The sequence below is a fragment of the Serratia liquefaciens genome, from assembly GCF_027594825.1.
GTDB lineage: Bacteria > Pseudomonadota > Gammaproteobacteria > Enterobacterales > Enterobacteriaceae > Serratia > Serratia liquefaciens_A.
In genome coordinates this window covers 3,751,465-3,771,299 of sequence record NZ_CP088930.1, presented here as the reverse complement: position 1 = coordinate 3,771,299, position 19,835 = coordinate 3,751,465, and the positions used below count along the sequence as shown (strand labels likewise).

The following is a 19,835-nucleotide window of genomic DNA, read 5'->3' as shown; positions in this document are numbered from 1 at the left end:
TGTTGCATATGCTTGTACATACAAGTATATGTTAATAAACCCTACGCATTGTTATGGCGTGGTGATTCACCCCACCGCACCATGGGATCTGCACCGATACTGTTTGAGGAAAATGCTGTGACTGCAAATAACAAAGTTCGCAATGTCGATGTACGCGCGCCACGCGGCACAAAATTAAATGCAAAAAGCTGGCTGACCGAAGCGCCGTTGCGCATGCTGATGAACAACCTCGATCCGGAAGTGGCGGAAAACCCGCATGAGCTGGTGGTCTACGGCGGTATCGGCCGCGCCGCGCGTGACTGGGACTGCTACGACAAAATTGTCGCCACCCTGAAAACGTTGGAAGAAGACGAAACGCTGCTGGTTCAGTCCGGCAAACCGGTCGGGGTATTCAAAACCCACAGCAACGCGCCACGGGTGCTGATTGCCAACTCTAACCTGGTGCCACATTGGGCCACCTGGGAACACTTTAACGAACTGGACGCCAAAGGTCTGGCCATGTATGGCCAAATGACCGCCGGCAGCTGGATCTACATCGGCAGCCAGGGCATCGTCCAGGGAACCTACGAGACCTTCGTGGAAGCGGGCCGCCAGCATTACGACGGCAGCCTGCAGGGCCGCTGGGTGCTGACCGCCGGTTTGGGCGGCATGGGCGGCGCGCAACCGCTGGCCGCCACGCTGGCAGGCGCCTGTTCACTGAACATCGAATGCCAACAAAGCCGTATCGATTTCCGTCTGAAGACCCGTTATGTCGATGAACAAGCGACAGATCTGGACGACGCGCTGGCTCGCATCAAGAAATACACCGCCGAAGGCAAAGCCATCTCCATCGCCCTGTGCGGCAATGCGGCAGACATTCTGCCGGAACTGGTGCGCCGCGGCGTGCGCCCGGACATGGTCACCGACCAGACCAGCGCCCACGACCCGCTGAACGGCTATCTGCCAAAAGGCTGGAGCTGGGAAGAGTACCGCGAACGTGCACAGACCGAACCTGCGCAGGTGGTGACCGCCGCCAAGCAGTCGATGGCAGAACACGTCGAAGCCATGCTGGCCTTCCAGAAGATGGGCGTACCTACCTTCGACTACGGCAACAACATTCGTCAGATGGCGAAAGAAATGGGCGTCAACAACGCCTTCGATTTCCCAGGCTTTGTGCCTGCCTATATCCGTCCGCTGTTCTGTCGCGGCATCGGCCCGTTCCGCTGGGCTGCACTGTCCGGCGATCCGCAAGACATCTACAAAACCGACGCTATGGTTAAAGAGCTGATCCCAGATGACGAGCATCTGCACCGCTGGCTGGATATGGCGCGCGAACGCATCAGCTTCCAGGGCCTGCCGGCACGTATCTGTTGGGTCGGCCTGGGCCAGCGCGCCAAGCTGGGCCTGGCATTCAACGAAATGGTGCGCAGTGGCGAACTGTCCGCCCCGATCGTTATCGGCCGCGACCACTTGGACTCCGGCTCGGTCGCCAGCCCGAACCGCGAAACCGAATCCATGCAGGACGGTTCGGACGCCGTTTCCGACTGGCCGCTGCTTAACGCCCTGCTCAATACCGCCAGCGGTGCGACCTGGGTTTCCCTGCACCACGGCGGTGGCGTCGGCATGGGCTTCTCGCAGCATTCCGGTATGGTTATCGTTTGTGACGGCACCGATGAAGCCGCCGAACGTATCGCCCGCGTGTTGCACAATGACCCAGCCACTGGCGTGATGCGTCACGCCGATGCCGGCTACGACATTGCGATTGAATGTGCCCGTGAGCAAGGTTTGAACCTGCCGATGGTGGCCGCGACTCAAGGAGACAAAGCATGAAAGCGCTGACTATCCGCCCAGGCCAACTGACACTGGCTCAGCTACGCGAAGTTTATCAACACCCGGTGACCCTGACGTTGGACGACAATGCCTACGCCGCAATCCAGCAGAGCGTGGCCTGTGTTGAACGCATTGTCGAAGAAAACCGCACCACCTACGGCATCAATACCGGCTTCGGCCTGCTGGCATCCACCCGTATCGCACCTGAAGATTTGGAAAATCTGCAGCGATCGATTGTGTTGTCACATGCCGCCGGCGTTGGCGCACCGACCGACGACAATCTGGTGCGCCTGATTATGGTGTTGAAGATCAACAGCCTGTCGCGCGGTTTCTCCGGCATCCGTCTGGAAGTGATCCAGGCACTGATGGCCTTGGTCAACGCCGAAGTCTATCCGCACATCCCGCTGAAGGGCTCCGTGGGCGCCTCCGGCGACCTGGCACCGCTGGCACACATGAGTCTGGTGCTGCTGGGCGAAGGCAAGGCCCGCTATCAAGGCGAATGGCTGCCCGCCACCGAAGCGCTGGCCAAAGCAGGCCTGAAGCCGCTAACGCTGGCGGCCAAAGAAGGCCTGGCGCTGCTGAACGGCACCCAGGTTTCCGCCGCCTTCGCGCTGCGCGGCCTGTTTGACGCAGAAGACCTGTACGCCGCAGCCACGGTCACCGGCTGCCTGACGGTGGAAGCCGCTCTGGGCTCTCGCAGCCCGTTTGACGCACGTATTCATGCGGTACGCGGCCAACGTGGCCAGATCGACGCCGCCGCCGCTTACCGCCACCTGTTGGGCGAACGCAGCGAAGTGTCCGACTCGCATCGCAACTGTGAAAAGGTACAAGACCCCTACTCCCTGCGCTGCCAACCGCAGGTGATGGGTGCCTGCCTGACGCAGATCCGCCAGGCCAGCGAAGTGCTGGAGGTCGAAGCCAATGCGGTGTCCGACAACCCATTGGTGTTCGCAGAACAGGGCGATGTCCTGTCCGGCGGCAACTTCCACGCCGAACCGGTCGCGATGGCCGCCGACAATCTGGCGCTGGCATTTGCCGAAATCGGCTCGCTGTCCGAGCGTCGCATCTCGCTGATGATGGATAAGCACATGTCGCAACTGCCGCCTTTCCTGGTGGACAACGGCGGCGTCAACTCCGGCTTTATGATTGCCCAGGTCACCGCCGCGGCGCTGACCAGCGAAAACAAAGCGCTGGCGCACCCGGCCAGCGTCGACAGCATCCCGACCTCCGCCAACCAGGAAGACCATGTTTCCATGGCACCGGCCGCAGGACGCCGCCTGTGGGAAATGGCGGATAACGTGCGCGGTATCCTGGCCGTCGAATGGCTGGCGGCCTGCCAGGGGCTGGATTTGCGCAAGGGCCTGAAAACCACCGAAAGTCTGGAGCAGGCACGCCGCGTGCTGCGCGAGCAGGTCAGTTACTACGACAAGGACCGTTTCTTCGCCCCCGACATTGAAGCTGCCAGCCTGCTGTTGGCAACCGGTCATCTGACCTCGCTGATGCCTGCGGCATTGCTGCCTAGCCAGGCATAAATAAAACCTACCACGCAGTTTGTTCTGTCCCACCGGGTGCGTTCCACCCGGTGCGGATAGCGCGTGCCTGTTCTGCCGTAAAAACTCGACGGGAAGCAACATGCATAACGAAACAACACAACTCAGACGCGGACTAAACGCGCGGCATATCCGCTTTATGGCGCTCGGCTCAGCCATCGGCACCGGTCTGTTCTACGGCTCCGCCGGAGCCATCCAGTTGGCCGGCCCTGCGGTGCTGCTGGCATATCTGGTCGGCGGTGCAGCGGTCTTTATGGTGATGCGCGCGCTGGGTGAAATGGCGGTGCATCAGCCGGTCTCCGGCTCCTTCGGTCATTATGCCAGTCACTACCTTGGCCCCTTGGCCGGTTTCCTCACCGGCTGGACCTATACCTTCGAAATGGTGATTGTTGCCCTGGCAGACGTCACCGCCTTCGGCATCTATATGGGGCTGTGGTTCCCGGACGTCGCCCAATGGGTGTGGGTGCTCAGCATCATCATGTTTATCGGTGCGCTCAACCTGTGCAGCGTGAAAGTGTTCGGCGAAATGGAGTTCTGGCTGTCGTTGATCAAGGTGGCGGCGATTGTCGCGATGATCATCGGCGGGGCGGCGGTCATGCTGTTTGGCTTCGGTCAGACCCAGCACGCTACCGGCCTCAGCAACCTGTGGCAACACGGCGGCTTTATGCCTAACGGCATCGGCGGCGTGGTCGCTTCGCTGGCGGTGGTGATGTTCGCCTTCGGCGGCATTGAGATCATCGGCATTACCGCCAGCGAGGCAAAAGACCCCGCGAAGGTGCTGCCGAAAGCGATCAATGCGGTACCGATTCGCATTCTGTTGTTCTACGTGCTGACGCTGCTGGTGCTGATGGCAATTTATCCCTGGAACAGCATCGGCCAAAACGGCAGCCCGTTTGTTGAGATCTTCAGCAATCTGGGGATCAGTTCCGCCGCCAACGTGCTGAATGTGGTGGTGATCACCGCCGCCATTTCCGCCATCAACAGCGACATTTTCGGCGCCGGCCGCATGATGTACGGCATGGCGCAGGAAGGTCAGGCGCCCAAAAGCTTCACCCGCCTGACCGGCAACGGCGTGCCCTGGATGACGGTGCTGGTGATGTCCATTGCCCTGCTGTTGGGGGTGGTGCTCAATTACCTGATCCCAAAACAGGTGTTTATGATCATCGCCTCCATCGCCACCTTCGCCACCGTCTGGGTATGGCTGATGATCCTGCTGTCGCAGATCGCCATGCGCCGCACGCTGACGCCGCAAGAGGTCAGCAAACTGAGCTTCCCGGTGCCCTGGTGGCCGGTTGCACCGGCACTGGCGACGGTATTCATGCTGTTCGTCATCGGCCTGCTCGGTTACTTCGAAGACAGCCGCATCGCCCTGTACGTGGGGTTGGTGTGGGTAGCCTTCCTTGCCCTGGCTTACTGGTTGTGGGTGCGTAAAAAAGGCGGGGGTTCACCCGTCACGTCCTCACCACAGTATTAGTCTCACGAGCCCGCCGTTCCCGGGCTCTTCGTCATTAAAGTGGAGTATCAACATGCAAACACGACACAAATTATGGATACCGCTGATCGCGCTGGGGCTGATGACAGGCAGCCTCTCCGCACGCGCAGCAGGCTGGTGCGAATCCGGCAAACCGGTCAAGTTCGCCGGACTGAACTGGGAAAGCGGCATGCTGCTGACCGACGTGATGCAATACGTACTGCAAAAGGGTTACGACTGTAAAACCGACGCGTTGCCGGGCAACTCCATCACCATGGAGCAGGCGGTCGGCACCAACGACATTCAGATTTTCGCCGAAGAGTGGATCGGCCGCAGTGAGGTCTGGAACAAGGCCGAGAAAGCCGGCAAAGCGGTCAGCGTCGGTGCCCCCATTGTCGGCGCGGTTGAAGGCTGGTACGTGCCGCGTTATGTGATTGAAGGCAATGCCAAGCGTAAGTTGAAACCGCTGGCACCGGACCTGAAAAGCATCCCGGACCTCGCCAAATACGTGCAGGTGTTTCGCGATCAGGAAGAGCCGGACAAAGGCCGCTTCTACAACTGCCCGGCCGGCTGGACCTGCGAACTGGACAACAGTGCGATCCTGAAAAAATTCGGGTTGGACGACAAGTTCACCAACTTCCGTCCTGGCACCGGCCCGGCGCTGGATACCGCCATTCTTTCCAGCTACCGCCGCGGCGAACCTATCCTCTTCTACTATTGGTCCCCTACCCCGATCATGGGCCAGCTCGATCTGGTGAAACTGGAAGAGCCTGGCGTGGACAAGAACATCCACATCAAGGTCGGCATTTCCAGCGTGTTTAACCAGCAGGCACCTGAGCTGGTGCAGGTGTTGTCAAAAGTGAATCTGCCGCTCGATCTGGTTAACCAGAATCTGGCGCGCATGAGCAAGGAACGCATCAGCTCCCAGAAGCTGGCGCTGGAGTTCTTCAAGCAGCACCCGGATATCTGGAAACAGTGGGTCAGCGAAGACGCAGCGAAAAAAATTCAGGCTTCCTTGTAACCGCTTTGGCATTCCGTGAACACCCACCCGTAATCGGATAGGTTTCGGGCCAGACAGGGGAAATTTATGTTTCCAGAACGCTTTACCTTTTCCATCGCCGATTGGATCAACCGCTGGGTCGACGTGTTGGTCACCAACTATGGCGATATGTTCCGCAAGATCTCCGACACCCTGCTGTGGGCGGTGATCCACCTCGAAAGCCTGCTGCGCGCCACCCCATGGTGGGTGATGCTGGCCGTGGTCGGGCTACTGGCCTGGCACGCCACCCGCCGTTGGCTGCCAACCCTGGTGATCGTCGGCCTGTTGCTGCTGGTCGGTACCGCCGGGATGTGGGACAAATTGATGCAAACCCTGGCGCTGGTACTGGTCGCCACGCTGCTGGCGGTGATTATCGGCATTCCGCAAGGCATATTGGCGGCGCGTAGCGATCGCGTAAGGGCGGTGATGATGCCGCTGATGGACGTGATGCAAACCATGCCGAGCTTCGTCTACCTGATCCCGGTATTGATGCTGTTCGGCCTGGGCAAGGTGCCGGCCATTCTGGCAACGGTGATCTACGCCACGCCACCGCTGATCCGCCTGACCGATTTGGGCATCCGCCAGGTGGACAAGGAAGTGATGGAGTCCGTGACCGCCTTTGGCGCCAACCGCTGGCAGAAGCTGTTCGGCGTCCAGTTGCCGTTGGCGCTGCCGAGCATCATGGCCGGTATCAACCAGACCACCATGATGTCGTTGTCGATGGTCGTGGTCGCGTCAATGATCGGCGCTCGTGGGTTGGGCGAAGACGTGTTGGTGGGCATTCAGACGCTGAACGTCGGGCTGGGACTGGAAGCCGGGCTGGCGATCGTCATTCTGGCCGTGGTCATTGATCGCATCACTCAGGCTTACGGCCGCACCGCCGTTGCGAGGTAACCCCGATGAACAAAATAGAAATCAAAAACGTCTACAAGATCTTCGGCCATAAAACGGCGGCGGCATTGGCGCTGAGCCAACAAGGAAAAACCAAGCAGGAAGTGCAGGCCGCGACGGACTGCGTGATCGGCGTGCACGATCTGTCGATGTCGATCGAAGCCGGTGAGATCTTCGTGATCATGGGCCTGTCCGGATCGGGAAAATCCACCTTGGTGCGTCACTTTAACCGCCTGATCGATCCCACCAGCGGCCAGATCCTGGTAGACGGTGAAGATATCCTGCGCTACGACGAAAAGCAGCTTGAGCACTTCCGTCGCCACAAGATCAGCATGGTGTTTCAGAGCTTTGGCCTGCTGCCGCACAAAACGGTGCTGGACAACGTGGGCTATGGCCTGAAAGTGCGGGGGGAGAATAAAGAGGTGTATCAGGAGCGTGCGCTGCACTGGATCAACACCGTAGGGTTGAAGGGCTATGAGAAATCCTATCCGCATCAACTCTCCGGCGGCATGCGTCAACGCGTCGGGCTGGCGCGTGCGCTGGCCACCGATACCGATATCATTTTGCTGGACGAAGCCTTCAGCGCACTGGATCCGTTGATTCGCGCCGAGATGCAGGATCAACTGCTGGCGCTGCAAAAAGAGCTGCACAAAACGCTGGTGTTTATCACCCACGATCTGGATGAGGCGGTACGCATCGGCAACCGGATCGCGATCCTGAAGGACGGTAAACTGATCCAGGTCGGCACGCCGCAGGACATTCTTAACAACCCGGCCGACGAATACGTTAACCGCTTCGTGCAACGCCGCCTGGCGCTGGATGAAAATGTGCAAAAACCCCGTCCGATGAGTGTGGCCCGTGCCTGAGGAACCCCAAATGCACTATCCTTCTTCAGTAGAGATCGATCGCCAGCCGCTGCGCTGGCAGGACGTGGTGGCGGTCGCGCGTCATAGGGTGCCGCTCAGCCTGTCGGACACGGCCTGGGCACGTATTGAGAACGCGCAGGCTATCGTCCAGCAAATCGTCACCAGCGAACAACGCGCCTACGGCGTCAATACCGGCCTGGGCGCGCTCTGTAACCAGGCACTGCACGGCGAACAGTTGGCGCAGCTGTCGCGCAATACCTTGATGAGCCACGCCTGCGGGGTAGGTACACCGTTGAGCGACGAACAGACCCGCGCCATTATTTGCTGCGCTATCGTGAACTACAGCCACGGCAAATCCGGCATCCAACGGCCGGTGGTTGAGGCGCTGCTGGCACTGCTCAACCGCGGCGTCACGCCCCAGGTGCCGTCGCAGGGGTCGGTCGGCTATCTGACCCATATGGCGCACGTCGGCGTTGCCCTGCTCGGGCTCGGTGAGGTCAGCTATCGCGGGCAGGTCGTCGCCGCCGCTCAGGCGCTGGCGGAAGAAGGCATAGCGCAGCCCTCGCTCGGGGCCAAAGATGGCCTGTGCCTGGTCAATGGTACGCCCTGCATGACCGGGCTGAGCTGCCTGGCGCTTGCCGACGCTTGGCGACTGGCCCGTTGGGCAGATGTGTTGGGTGCCATGAGCTTTGAAGCTTTACGCGGACAAATTGCCGCCTTCGACGAGGAAATACTGGCGTTGAAACCGCACCCAGGCATGCAACGGGTGGGCGCAAATCTGCGGGCGCTGCTCAACGGCAGCGAGGTGATTGCCGCCAGCAAAGGTATTCGCACGCAGGATGCGCTGAGCATCCGCTCTATTCCGCAGGTACACGGCGCCTGCCGCGATCAAATTATCCATGCCGAACGACAGATTGAAACCGAACTGAACGGCACCACCGATAACCCGCTGCTGCTTGGCACGCCGGATAACTTCCGCGTCATGTCACAGGCCAATCCGCACGGCGAATCGGTCGCGATGGCCGCCGATGTGTTGGCGATCGCTATCGCCGAACTCGGCGGTATCGCCGAACGGCGTATCGATCGTCTGATTAACCCGCTGGTCAGCGGTTTGCCGCCATTTTTGGTCAGTGAGCCGGGCGTCAATTCCGGCATGATGATCGCCCAATACGTGGCGGCATCGCTGTGCGCAGAGAACCGCCAGCTGTCACAGCCTTGCGTAGTGGATAACTATGTCACTTCGGCGCTGCAGGAAGATCACCTCAGTCTGGGGACCGGTGCGGCATTGCGGCTGCATAAGCTGTTGGCCAACGTTAACCAGATCCTGGCGATTGAATACCTGCTGGCGGCCCAGGCCTTCGAGTTTTTGCAACAGCAACGCTTCGGCGAAGGTACCGGGCGCGCCTGGCGACAGCTGCGCCAAAGGGTAGAACCTTACCATCAGGATCGCTGGTTGGCGCCCGACATTGCCAGCAGCGCGGCGCTATTGCAGGACGAACGGGCGCTGGCGGAAATTGCCCCTGCGCTAGGCTAACGCTTGCCCCTTCCCGCTGGGCGGGGGCATCAAGGCTCTTTTTGCGCCAAGGCCTGACGAATATCGGCCTTCAGGTCGCCAAGATCTTCCAGGCCGGCGGACAAGCGTATCAGCCCATCGCTGATATGGTGACGCTGCCGCTCTTCGGGGCTGTAGGCCGAGTGGGTCATGCTGGCGGGATGCTGTGCCAGCGATTCGCAATCCCCCAGGCTGACGGCGCGCAAGATCAAACGCAACGCATTGAGGAAGCGGATGCCCGCCGCCATGCCGCCTTTGAGTTCAAATGCCAGCATGCCGCCCGGCCGCGCCATTTGCCGCCGCGCCAACTCATACTGGGGAAAATCCTCCAGTCCGGGATAATAGACACGTTCTACCGCCGAATGCTGAGCCAGCATTTCCGCCAGACGCTGGGCGTTGTCGCAATGGCGTTCCATACGCAACGGCAGGGTTTTTAAACCGCGCAGCAGCAATGCGGCATCCTGGGCCGACAGCACCGCACCGTTCATGTCTTTCAGCCCGACCAAGCGGATGTCCTGAGCCAAATCCTGACGCGTCACTACCAACCCGGCCAACAAATCGCCATGCCCCCCGATGTATTTGGTGGCGGAGTGCACCACTATATCGGCCCCCCGTTCCAGCGGCCGTTGCAGATACGGCGTGCAATAGGTGTTATCCACCAGCAGCAACGCCTGTTGGCGGTGAGCGATTTCGGCCACTGCGGCAATATCGACCAAACGCATATTCGGGTTGGCCGGCGTTTCGCAATATACCATGCGGGTCCGGGGACCTATCGCCGCCGCCAGCCGCTCCGGTCGGGTCAGGTCGACGTGGGTGATTTTCACACCGTAGCGCGCCAATCCGTGATGGAAATAACTGAAGGTGCAGCCGTAAATGGTTTCATCGACAATCAGCTCATCCCCCGGATTGAGCAGCGTCCAACAGCAGGCGGTAATCGCGCCCATGCCCGAAGCAAAGGCCACCGCAGCCTCTCCGCCCTCGAGATTGGCGATCCGCTGTTCCAGCAGGTTAAGGGTCGGGTTGGAGATGCGTGAATAAAAATACCCCGTCTCGCTGCCGTCAAAACAGGCACCGCCATATTCCGCCGTCGGGAAGGTAAAGGTCGAACTCATAAACACCGGTGGGCTGAGCGCCCCGAGGAACTGCTGAGGATCGTAACCATGATGGATGGCGCGTGTTGCAAAGGCTTGCCTGAAGGTGGCAGACATGACAACTCCTTACCTGAGTGAGTGAAAGCAATGACGATTAGTTCGATCAAACGTCCGTGGGCAGTGCGCTGCTGCGCATGCGCTGGCCAACGATTTGCAAAGTGCGCAGTACCAGCATCAGGCCCAGCAAGGTGTCCGGCTGTCGCAACAAGGCATACAGCGCACGAAAAGTGGCGGGAGACGAGTCCAACTGCAATTCGGTATGCGCCATTTTCAGCGCCGTTCCACTCTCCCACCCCGCGGCTACCAGGTCTTCAAAAACGCCGGCCAACTTTTCCACCAGTGCGTTATCGGCGATATCCACCAGATCAGACAGCAGTGACAACAGATCGACCACGTTATCAAGCCGCCCGCCGGCCAGCAGCGGCTGTAGCTTTTCCAGCAAAGCCGCCAGCGGTTCATGTTCAGATGCGTTCATAGGCCCTCCGTTATATCAGCCCGCGTACCGTTGCCCAGTAGAGCCCGCGATTAAAACCGTTGCGCAGCATGCCGCCCGCCTTGGTTGAGGGAGTTGGCAACACATCGTGACGGTAGTCATAAACCAGCGGCATCCCGGCCTGCAGCCCCATTTGGGCAATGGCCTGCACCTTGCCGTCGTAGTGGCTGACGGTCTGGCCCAGCCTCAGTTCCGCCACGATATTGTCGGCAATCACCGGTGCCTGATTGTGGCAGGAGCCACCGGCCTTGCTGACCGGCAGATCCACCGTATCGCCGATGACATAGACTCCTTGCTGGCCGTAGACCTGTAACGTCTGGTGGTCGGTCGGCAACCAGCCTTCGCCGTTGTGGCTCTCGCTCAGGCCCGTGTTGCGCACCGCCTCTACCGCGCGGATAGGCGGGGTAGCCATCAAAATATCGAACGGCTGTTGCTCACCTTCGGCGGAATAAGCGATTTTCTGCTGTGCATCCACCCGACTGAGAGTAAACCCGCGCTGATGGCGAATATCCCGCTCGGCGAAAATACCCGGCAAGGCCTCCGCGGTTGGACGCTGTAAAAACAGGCAGTTACGCAGCAACTGCGAAACACTCGGATAGGTATAAACAATTTCAACCGCTTTACGCACTCCGCGTCGACGCAGGTAATCATCGAGCATCAGGGTGGTTTCTATCGGGGCAATACCACACTGGTGCGGCACATTGGGCGTCTCAGGGAAGGAGACGGTAATGAAAATGCGGCCTTTTTCGATGCTCGACAACTTCTGCGCCAGCTGCCGGGCCGCCTGATATTGGTAAAAATGATCGCCTGCCTGCGCCAGCCCTTCAATACGTTCAGGCCAGGGTACGCAGCCGGTGGCAAACACCAAAAAATCATAGGAATACTGTTTGCCGCTGCGGGTATGGATCACACGCTGAATTAAATCAAAGCGCTCCGCTTTATCGACAATAAACTGAATTTCCGGACGCAGCAGGCTTTGCTGGGAGCGGGTTAATTCCTGTTTGAAAAAAGCGTTAAAGGCAACGTACATAAAAGCGGGTTTATAATAATGGACCGGAGAATCCGAAATCATCAATAACTCAACTTTATTATTCAAGATTTCCCGATGTAATTTCGTGGCCAGTAAATTGGCTAATATGGTCCCTCCGGTGCCGCCACCGACAACCACAATCCTGTTACGCATCAAGCCCTCGCCCAGCCGGCCCGCAGGTCGACGATTTTATGAGGAAACGAACGGAGGCAGGAGTACAGGCTTTATCTTTCTGCCTTACTGGCAGTCTAGTAACTAAATAATATAAAGCAATATAAAATGGAATATATAAATAGGAATTTTATTATTATAATTAATACATCAAGTTAAAAAACAGACAATTCGATATTGGTTCAATAATAATAAATAACGCACTATCACTCATGTAAATAATCAGTGATAAAAAAACCCGCCGTAGCGGGTTTTTATTTAGCAACGAACCAAACCGTTATTACTGACCTTTAACTTCTTTCAGGCCATTGAACGGAGCGCGTGCACCCAGCGCTTCTTCGATACGGATCAGTTGGTTGTATTTAGCAACGCGGTCAGAACGGCTCATGGAACCGGTTTTGATCTGGCCAGCCGCAGTACCCACAGCCAGGTCAGCGATGGTTGCGTCTTCGGTTTCACCTGAACGGTGAGAGATCACCGCGGTGTAGCCTGCGTCTTTCGCCATCTTGATAGCAGCCAGAGTTTCGGTCAGAGAACCGATCTGGTTGAATTTGATCAGGATGGAGTTAGCGATGCCTTTCTCGATGCCTTCTTTCAGGATCTTGGTGTTGGTAACGAACAGGTCGTCGCCCACCAGCTGGATTTTGTCGCCCAGCACTTTGGTCTGGTATGCGAAACCATCCCAGTCAGATTCGTCCAGGCCGTCTTCGATAGACACGATTGGGTACTGTTTGGTCAGGTCTTCCAGGAAATGAGTGAACTCTTCGGAAGTGAAGGCTTTGTTGCCTTCGCCGGCCAGTACGTATTTACCGTCTTTGTAGAATTCGGAAGCCGCACAGTCCATCGCCAGAGTTACGTCTTTGCCCAGCTCGTAGCCTGCTGCTTTTACCGCTTCAGCGATAACAGCCAGGGCTTCGGCGTTGGAACCCAGGTTCGGTGCGTAGCCGCCTTCGTCACCTACAGCGGTGTTCAGGCCTTTGGCCTTCAGCACTTTCGCCAGGTGATGGAAAACTTCAGAACCGATGCGAACGGCTTCTTTCAGAGATTTCGCGCCAACCGGCTGAATCATGAATTCCTGAATGTCGACGTTGTTGTCAGCGTGCTCGCCGCCGTTGATGATGTTCATCATAGGCAGTGGCATAGAGAATTTGCCTGGGGTGCCGTTCAGCTCAGCGATGTGCTCATACAGCGGCATACCTTTGGAAGCTGCAGCCGCTTTGGCCGCTGCCAGGGAAACCGCCAGAATGGCGTTAGCGCCGAACTGGGATTTGTTCTCAGTACCGTCCAGGTCGATCATGATCTTGTCGATGTTAGCCTGGTCTTTGGCATCTTTGCCCAATACTGCCTGAGCAATCGGGCCGTTTACTGCAGCAACGGCTTTCAGTACGCCTTTACCCAGGAAACGAGACTTGTCACCGTCACGCAGTTCCAGTGCTTCACGGGAACCGGTAGAAGCACCTGACGGCGCAGCAGCCAGACCTACGAAACCGCCTTCCAGATGCACTTCGGCTTCAACAGTCGGGTTACCGCGGGAGTCGATGATTTCACGACCGATGACTTTAACGATTTTGGACATTAGGTTTTCCTCAGTACAAGTTAAACTAAAACTCCAGACAAACAGCGCGCGGTTCTCACCGCGCGCCGCCTACCAAATATTTTATTTCACCTGGCGCTTCTGATACTCACCAGCGGCCTTCACAAAGCCGGCGAACAACGGATGACCATCACGCGGCGTCGAAGTAAATTCCGGGTGGAACTGACAAGCTACAAACCACGGGTGATTCGGCAGTTCGATAATCTCAACCAGCTTGTTGTCTGCGGAACGGCCGGCAACCAACAGCCCGGCGGCTTCAATTTGCTTCAACAGCATGTTGTTAACTTCATAACGGTGACGATGACGTTCAACAATGGTCGGTTCGCCGTACATCTGACGCACCAGGCTATTGTCGGTCAGGTGGCATTGCTGACCACCGACACGCATCGTGCCACCCAAATCGCTTTCTTCGGTACGCACTTCGACGTTGCCGTCTTCGTCACGCCATTCGGTGATCAATGCCACCACCGGGTACTTACAGTCTGGCACAAACTCGGTTGAGTTGGCGTTCTCCATACCCACAACGTTGCGGGCGAACTCCATCAGTGCCACCTGCATACCCAGACAGATGCCCAGATAAGGGATGTTGTTTTCACGCGCATAACGCGCGGTCATCACCTTGCCTTCTACGCCACGGTAGCCGAAGCCGCCTGGGATCAGGATCGCATCCAGACCTTTCAGCACTTCTACGCCGCGGGTTTCAACATCCTGCGAGTCGATCAGCTTGATGTTCACGGTCAGACGATTTTTCAGACCGCCGTGTTTCAGAGCTTCAATCACCGACTTATAAGCATCCGGCAGTTCGACATATTTGCCGACCATACCGATAGTCACTTCGCCGCCCGGATTGGCTTCTTCGTAAATAACCTGCTCCCACTCGGCCAGGTTGGCTTCCGGCGCGTTGAGGCTGAATCGTTTACAAATATAATCATCAAGCCCCTGAGATTTCAATAGGCCTGGGATTTTATAAATAGAATCAACGTCTTTCAGGGAGATAACGGCTTTTTCCGGCACGTTACAGAAAAGTGCGATTTTCGCGCGTTCGTTAGCAGGAACTGTGCGATCGGAACGGCAAATCAGCACATCTGGCTGAATACCGATGGAAAGCAGCTCTTTTACGGAATGCTGAGTAGGTTTGGTTTTCACTTCACCGGCAGCGGCCATGTACGGCACCAGCGTCAGGTGCATGTACAGGGTGTGCTCGCGGCCCACTTCCACGGCCATCTGGCGGATGGCTTCCAGGAACGGCAGCGATTCGATATCGCCGACGGTACCGCCGATCTCAACCAACACCACGTCGTGGCCTTCGCCGCCTTCGAGGATGCGTTCTTTAATCGCGTTGGTGATGTGCGGGATGACCTGTACGGTTGCGCCCAGATAGTCGCCACGGCGTTCTTTACGCAGAACGTCGGAGTAAATGCGACCGGTGGTGAAGTTGTTGCGGCGCGACATTTTGGTGCGGATGTAGCGCTCGTAGTGACCCAAATCCAGATCGGTTTCTGCGCCGTCTTCGGTGACGAAAACTTCCCCATGCTGAATCGGGCTCATGGTGCCCGGATCCACGTTGATGTACGGGTCCAGTTTCATGATGGTAACGTTGAGGCCACGGGCTTCAAGAATAGCCGCCAGAGAGGCTGCGGCAATGCCTTTACCCAGAGAGGATACGACCCCGCCGGTCACAAAAATATAATTAGTTGTCATGCTGAACCTGAGAGTTTAGGTTTAAAGACGATGGAAGAACCAAGACGGGAAAGTAGTATACCCGAACCTCTCCAGACCTACAAACGATCGTTTTACTGTCCATCATCTCTGTCACCATCAAGGGTTCATCAGGGTTTACTCTATCGGCCTGCCAGTGCCTGTCTTTTTAAAACAAGGAGTTAGCATGGAAAATTTTATTTTTCCGCCCTTTCGAGACAATAAAACGCCTTAGATTTCAGTTTGTTGGCGTTTTGCTGTCGGTAAGCCACGGCTCAGCAAATTATGGCTCTGAGCTTAACCGTTTCAGCTTGGGTGAACCTTGTCGCCGATCAACATTGTAGCGGCGGTTCAGCTTTCCTAAACCCGTTTAGCCTGGGTTCAAGGCACGTCGGGTTAACGACTGATGTAGAGCATGCGTGCAGGCATATCAACAATCACACGATGACCCCGCATAAAGCCCATCCCCAACAGACCATCAAAGCCCAGCACCTCAGATGTTGGGCCTTCGGTAACGATGGCCAAATCGTTGTGATGCCGGCCCCGGCGATCGGTCAACGTGAATCTGGTCACTCGGCAATCCAGGTTCGTAGCCTCAGGCTCAATGGAACGACAGCCGGAAAACAAGAGGCCAGCCGGCAAGCCCGCGGCAAACAAAAGAGAATGGCTGGCACCGGTATCAACAATCAGGCGCAACGGTTTATTGCCAACGAAGGCCGTCACGCTCAGTCCCTCATCGGTCTGTTCGAACGGATAAGAAGCCCATATTGCAATATCTGAAGGCAGATGAGCCAACATTTGCAAGCGATCGTTTTCGAAGTCCATCAGCACTTTTCGATCGCGGAACAACCCGAGTCCCATCACTTCACTTACCGGCACCTCGTTTCCCAGGCTGAGTCCCCAGGGCTTAAAACTCACCGCTTCGACGTCGTTAAAAGGAATATTGCCAATAAACAGCCGACTAATCCGCCAGGCAGACACCTGATTTTCACCGCCAGAGAGATCTCTCAGTCGCCGAGGCGCCAACCGCACCACCTTAGGGCTAGGTTGCGCGACCAGACGCTCCAGATCGTGTTGATAAAGGTGTATCCCTTCTGCGCTGCCGGTATCCAGCATGAGTGTGTGTAACCGGTTATCGATCTGCACATCGACTAATGGCAGCCTGCGTTCATCATACCTCAGCCGCCCAACATCGGCAGGAGGCAACGCCGTGCTGAAATCGGGAAAAAAACATGCTAAAAGCACCAGCCTCTTGATCATGATGCCACCTTCCTTTGTCTGCGTGGAACTTCCTTCATGTCCAACCGGGCGCCATTAACGCCGGCAACGCATCAGATTTCAGATTTCTTAACCTGCTGCCACGCCTCTTCCATCTGCTCCAGCGTCGCTTCGCCCATCTGCAACCCACGCCGTTGGATGATCTCTTCCACCTGACGGAAACGGCGCTCGAACTTGCGGTTGGCGGCCTGCAAAGCATTTTCTGCCTTATGGCCAAGATGGCGCGATAAATTCACCGTGGCAAACAGCAGGTCGCCGATTTCCTCTTCCAGTTTCTGTTCGTCGACAACCGCCTGCTGCGCTTCATGCATAACTTCGTCGATCTCTTCGTAGACCTTGTCCAGCACCGGGCCCAAGGTATGCCAGTCAAAACCGACCGAAGCGCAGCGTTTCTGAATCTTGTGCGCCTTCATCAGCGCCGGCAGCGCCTGAGGAATGTCATCCAGCGCAGAATGCAGCGCTTTCTCTGCACGCTCACCGGCCTTCAACTGCTCCCAACGCGCCGCAACGGCCTCGCTGTCGGCGGCATCGGCTTCCCCGAAAATATGCGGATGGCGACGTTCCAGCTTGTCGCTGATGGCGTTACACACCTCGTCGAAACCAAACAGCCCCTGCTCCTGGCCCATCTGGGCGTAGAACACTACCTGGAACAGCAGGTCCCCCAGTTCGTCCCGCAGATCGCCGTAGTCCTGACGTTCGATGGCGTCCAGCACCTCATAGGTTTCTTCCAGCGTGTAAGGGGCGATGGTGGAGAAGGTTTGTTTACGGTCCCATGGGCAACCGACCTGCGGATCGCGCAGCGTTTTCATGATGTTCAGCAAGCGTTGCAGTGGAGAAGATTGGGTCATAAGAAAGTCTCTGACAAAAGAATCGGCGCCGGTCATTAGTGTAGCGGCGCAGCGTGCTGAGCCCGGGTCAATCGGGGCGAATATGTTCGCCCCTACGATAACTGAAGCCACAGAGCCTGGCCAACAATGATGTGGCCCGAAAGGCGCAGGTGATTTAGCTGCCGTGCAGGCGTTTGGCGTCTATCACGTCCGGCAGTTGATTGAGCTTGGCTAACACCCGGCCCAGCACCTGCTGGTTATAGATTTCAATGTCCATATCGATGGTTGCCAGCTGTTTTTTGGTGTCGCTGCGGCTGGCCACGCCCAGCACGTTGACCTTTTCGTTGGCCAAAATGGTGGTGATGTCACGCAGCAGACCGCTGCGATCGTTGGCCATCACGCGCACCACCAGCGAGTAACCGCTGGAATAGCTTTCGCCCCATACCGCGTCGACGATACGCTCCGGCGCGTGCGATTGCAGATCCACCAGTTGGTCACAATCCGCACGGTGGATGGAGATACCGCGCCCCTGGGTGATAAAACCGATAATATCGTCACCCGGGATCGGCTGGCAGCAACGGGCAATGTGGTGCATCAGATTGCCTACCCCTTCCACCACCACCCGGCCATTGTCCTTGCTGCGGGTTGCCGGAGGCGCTTTCTGCTGCACCAGCTGCCGCAGCGCTTCGCGATCCTGCTCTTCGGCGCTCGGCTTGTTGAACTTGCCCTGCAGGAAATTCACCATCTGATTCAGGCGAATATCACCGCCGCCAATCGCCGCCAGTATTTCATCCAGCGAATTCATGTTGTAACGCGGGATCAGCAGCTTCTCAGCCTCTTTCAGGCTGATGCCGAGGTGTTCCAGCTCGCTGTCCAGCATCTGGCGACCGGCAAGGATATTTTTATCGCGATCCTGTTTGCGGAACCAGTTGTGGATCTTGGAACGTCCGCGGCTGGTGGTGACATAGCCCAGGTTCGGGTTCAGCCAGTCGCGGCTTGGGTTCGGCTGCTTCTGGGTGATGATCTCAATTTGGTCCCCCATCCGCAGCTGATAGGTAAAGGGCACGATACGCCCGCCAATTTTGGCGCCGATGCAGCGGTGGCCGACATCGCTGTGAATATGATAAGCGAAGTCGAGCGGCGTAGAGCCTGCCGGCAGATCCACCACATCGCCTTTCGGGGTAAATACATAAACCCGATCGTCGAACACCTGGCTGCGAACCTCGTCGAGCATCTCGCCGGAGTCCGCCATCTCTTCTTGCCAGGCGATCAGTTTGCGCAGCCAGGCGATGCGTTCCTCGTAGCCGGAACGTACCGTCGCAACCGCACCCTCTTTGTATTTCCAGTGCGCGGCGACACCCAGTTCTGCATCTTCATGCATCTGTCGGGTGCGGATCTGAATTTCCAGCGTTTTCCCACGCGGGCCCAGTACTACGGTGTGGATCGACTGATAACCGTTGGGCTTCGGGTTGGCGACGTAGTCGTCGAACTCATCCGGCAGATGGCGGAAGTGGGTATGCACAATCCCCAGCGCGGCATAGCAGTCCTGCAAGCGCTCGACCACCACGCGCACCGCGCGCACGTCAAACAACTCGTCAAACGCCAATGCCTTCTTCTGCATCTTGCGCCAGATGCTGTAAATGTGTTTTGGACGGCCGTAGATGTCCGCCTTGACGCCTTCATCGACCATCGCATTGCGCAGCGAGGCGACGAAATCGTCAATAAACTGTTCGCGATCGATGCGGCGTTCATGCAACAGCTTGGCAATGCGTTTGTACTCGTCCGGATGCAGGTAGCGGAAGCAGAAATCTTCCAGCTCCCATTTGAGCTGCCCGATACCCAGACGGTTAGCCAGCGGGGCATAGATGTTCGAACACTCTTTCGCCGCCAGCACGCGTTCGTCTTCCGGCGCATCTTTCACTTCGCGCAGGTGAGCGATACGCTCCGCCAGCTTGATGACCACGCAGCGAAAATCCTCCACCATCGCCAACAGCATGCGGCGCACGTTGTCGACCTGTTCGGAGGCCATCGAATCGTTTTGGGTGGCTTTCAGTTGGCGGATGGCGTCCATATCGCGTACGCCATGCACCAGATAGGTGATGCCCTTGCCGAACTCTTCGGTCAGGGTTTCTTCCTGCACGATGCCGGCATCCACCAGCGGGAACAGCAGCGCGGCGCGCATGCTGTCGTTATCCATGCTCAGAGTAGAGAGGATCTCGACCATTTCCAGCCCGCGCCACAGCAACAGCGGCGCATTAGGATGGTTCTGGGTCTGCTGCTCACAGTAGCGCCAGGTTGCGGCTAATCGCTCACATGACTGCGGGTTAGGTAGCCCCAAGCTGGCAATCCACTCGTCGAGAGCAAATTCACCAGCCGTGTTCAGATGTGCACTTCTTACCGCAACCATACCCTCTC

General features: G+C 57.4%; 15 protein-coding genes. 7 read left to right on the top strand and 8 right to left on the bottom strand.

Annotation, left to right across the window (positions count from 1 at the left end; all coding sequences use genetic code 11):
- Positions 1 to 117 precede the first annotated feature (117 nt).
- The 7 genes from hutU to LQ945_RS17165 all read left to right on the top strand — a co-directional run bounded on the left by hutU (position 118) and on the right by LQ945_RS17165 (position 9,160).
- Positions 118 to 1,809 (top strand): urocanate hydratase, encoded by a 1,692-nt coding sequence (gene hutU, locus LQ945_RS17195; protein WP_044554208.1) that lies wholly within the window; start codon positions 118 to 120, stop codon positions 1,807 to 1,809.
- Positions 1,806 to 3,341, top strand: a complete 1,536-nt coding sequence (gene hutH / locus LQ945_RS17190) for a histidine ammonia-lyase (protein WP_269935018.1) — start codon at positions 1,806 to 1,808, stop codon at positions 3,339 to 3,341. Before hutU ends, hutH begins: the two co-directional genes overlap by 4 nt.
- A gap of 100 nt (positions 3,342 to 3,441) precedes the next feature.
- Positions 3,442 to 4,833, top strand: coding sequence for an amino acid permease (locus LQ945_RS17185; protein ID WP_270101316.1), 1,392 nt, complete (start codon positions 3,442 to 3,444; stop codon positions 4,831 to 4,833).
- Between the two features lie 52 nt (positions 4,834 to 4,885).
- Positions 4,886 to 5,851 carry an ABC transporter substrate-binding protein gene (locus tag LQ945_RS17180; RefSeq protein WP_270101314.1) on the top strand — a complete coding sequence of 322 codons (966 nt, stop codon included), beginning with the start codon at positions 4,886 to 4,888 and terminating at the stop codon, positions 5,849 to 5,851.
- A gap of 66 nt (positions 5,852 to 5,917) precedes the next feature.
- A complete protein-coding gene (locus tag LQ945_RS17175) occupies positions 5,918 to 6,763 on the top strand; it encodes an ABC transporter permease (RefSeq protein WP_044554204.1) in 846 nt (281 codons plus the stop codon).
- A gap of 5 nt (positions 6,764 to 6,768) precedes the next feature.
- Positions 6,769 to 7,626: a quaternary amine ABC transporter ATP-binding protein gene (locus tag LQ945_RS17170; RefSeq protein WP_269935016.1), complete on the top strand. Its 858-nt coding sequence runs from the start codon at positions 6,769 to 6,771 to the stop codon at positions 7,624 to 7,626.
- Positions 7,627 to 7,636: 10 nt separating this feature from the next.
- A complete protein-coding gene (locus LQ945_RS17165; RefSeq protein WP_270101313.1) occupies positions 7,637 to 9,160 on the top strand; it encodes an HAL/PAL/TAL family ammonia-lyase in 1,524 nt (507 codons plus the stop codon).
- A gap of 29 nt (positions 9,161 to 9,189) precedes the next feature.
- Here the strand turns inward: LQ945_RS17165 and LQ945_RS17160 are convergent, their stop codons facing one another.
- From LQ945_RS17160 to relA, 8 genes are all read right to left on the bottom strand, one after another.
- Complete coding sequence (locus LQ945_RS17160) at positions 9,190 to 10,386, bottom strand: methionine gamma-lyase (RefSeq protein WP_270101312.1); 1,197 nt, start codon at positions 10,384 to 10,386, stop codon at positions 9,190 to 9,192.
- Between the two features lie 46 nt (positions 10,387 to 10,432).
- Positions 10,433 to 10,804, bottom strand: coding sequence for a hypothetical protein (locus LQ945_RS17155; protein WP_044554201.1), 372 nt, complete (start codon positions 10,802 to 10,804; stop codon positions 10,433 to 10,435).
- A gap of 10 nt (positions 10,805 to 10,814) precedes the next feature.
- Entirely contained in the window at positions 10,815 to 12,005 is a 1,191-nt protein-coding gene (locus LQ945_RS17150; protein ID WP_270101311.1) for an NAD(P)/FAD-dependent oxidoreductase, read from the bottom strand.
- 298 nt (positions 12,006 to 12,303) lie between these two features.
- Positions 12,304 to 13,599, bottom strand: coding sequence for a phosphopyruvate hydratase (eno, locus tag LQ945_RS17145; RefSeq protein WP_262240551.1), 1,296 nt, complete (start codon positions 13,597 to 13,599; stop codon positions 12,304 to 12,306).
- 81 nt (positions 13,600 to 13,680) lie between these two features.
- The gene (gene pyrG / locus LQ945_RS17140; protein ID WP_020825241.1) at positions 13,681 to 15,318 is read right to left on the bottom strand and encodes a glutamine hydrolyzing CTP synthase; all 1,638 of its coding nucleotides are present in this window, start codon (positions 15,316 to 15,318) and stop codon (positions 13,681 to 13,683) included.
- Between the two features lie 393 nt (positions 15,319 to 15,711).
- The gene (locus LQ945_RS17135) at positions 15,712 to 16,575 is read right to left on the bottom strand and encodes a hypothetical protein (RefSeq protein ID WP_270101310.1); all 864 of its coding nucleotides are present in this window, start codon (positions 16,573 to 16,575) and stop codon (positions 15,712 to 15,714) included.
- Between the two features lie 71 nt (positions 16,576 to 16,646).
- Complete coding sequence (mazG, locus tag LQ945_RS17130; protein ID WP_270101309.1) at positions 16,647 to 17,441, bottom strand: nucleoside triphosphate pyrophosphohydrolase; 795 nt, start codon at positions 17,439 to 17,441, stop codon at positions 16,647 to 16,649.
- Positions 17,442 to 17,595: 154 nt separating this feature from the next.
- Positions 17,596 to 19,827, bottom strand: a complete 2,232-nt coding sequence (gene relA, locus LQ945_RS17125; RefSeq protein WP_262240553.1) for a GTP diphosphokinase — start codon at positions 19,825 to 19,827, stop codon at positions 17,596 to 17,598.
- Between the last annotated feature and the right edge of the window lie 8 nt (positions 19,828 to 19,835).